Raw genomic sequence first — 1,126 nt, forward strand, 5'->3', positions numbered from 1 at the left:
ATTATGCGTGCTGGCATAAATTCAGTTTCGCAAGGACAAAAATATGCGGGGAAAGCTCTTGGAATGACATATTGGCAAAGTATGTACATTGTCATTCTTCCTCAAGCTTTTAGAGATATGCTTCCAGTCTTTTTAACACAAGTCATTATTCTTTTTCAGGATACAACCCTTGTTTATGCCATCAGTGGTCATAGCCTTTTGAATGGCTTTGATATTGCTGCTAATAATTTTGGTGTAAAGCAAGAAGCTTATATCTTAGCAGCTATTTTCTATTTTGTTATCTGTTTTACGCTGTCACAAATCGTTTTGTATTTACAAAAAAAAGTGTCCATTATCCGCTAACGGGGAAAAAATGTCTACTCATATGATCGAAATAAAAAATGTTTCTAACTGGTATGGCGAAGTTCAAGTTCTTAAAAACTGTACAACCAACATTAATAAAGGAGAAGTTGTTGTCGTTTGTGGGCCATCAGGATCAGGAAAATCAACACTCATTAAAACCATTAATGCTTTAGTCCCTTTTCAAAAAGGTGAAATTTGGATTAATGGAATACCAGTTCATTCAAAACAAACGAATCTGCCTAAATTGCGAAGTCAGGTAGGAATGGTATTTCAACACTTCGAGCTTTTCCCCCATTTATCTGTCACAGAAAATTTGACAATTGCACAAATCAAAGTCCTAAAACGAAGCAAAAAAGAAGCACTTGAACGTGGATTGTTATATCTTGAACGCGTTGGACTCATTGAACACAAAGATAAATATCCTGGTCAACTTTCTGGAGGGCAACAACAACGGGTTGCTATTGCACGTGCCTTAACTATGGATCCACTTGTCATGCTTTTTGATGAACCAACATCTGCTCTAGATCCTGAAATGGTAGGTGAAGTACTCGATGTCATGATTAGCTTAGCAGAAGAAGGTATGACGATGATTTGTGTAACCCATGAAATGGGATTTGCACAAAAAGTCTCGGAGCGTGTTATTTTCATAGATCAAGGAACAATTCTTGAAGACTGTTCATCTAAAGAGTTCTTTTCTGATCCGCAAGCAAGAAAACCGAGAACGCAAGAATTTTTGTCTAAGATCCTAAGTCATTAACCATTATATTATAACAAAAAGCTATCT

At 36.3% G+C, this 1,126-nt stretch carries 2 protein-coding genes; both read left to right on the forward strand.

Annotated elements, in window-relative coordinates:
- Window positions 1–342, forward strand: a 342-nt coding sequence (locus tag ACFIO3_RS13595; protein WP_375704639.1) for an ABC transporter permease subunit, incomplete at its 5' end; no start/stop codon positions are given.
- A gap of 10 nt (window positions 343–352) precedes the next feature.
- Window positions 353–1,099 carry an amino acid ABC transporter ATP-binding protein gene (locus ACFIO3_RS13600; protein ID WP_375608743.1) on the forward strand — a complete coding sequence of 249 codons (747 nt, stop codon included), beginning with the start codon at window positions 353–355 and terminating at the stop codon, window positions 1,097–1,099.
- Window positions 1,100–1,126 lie beyond the last annotated feature (27 nt).

Source organism: Bartonella sp. AD328YNZD, from assembly GCF_042196425.1.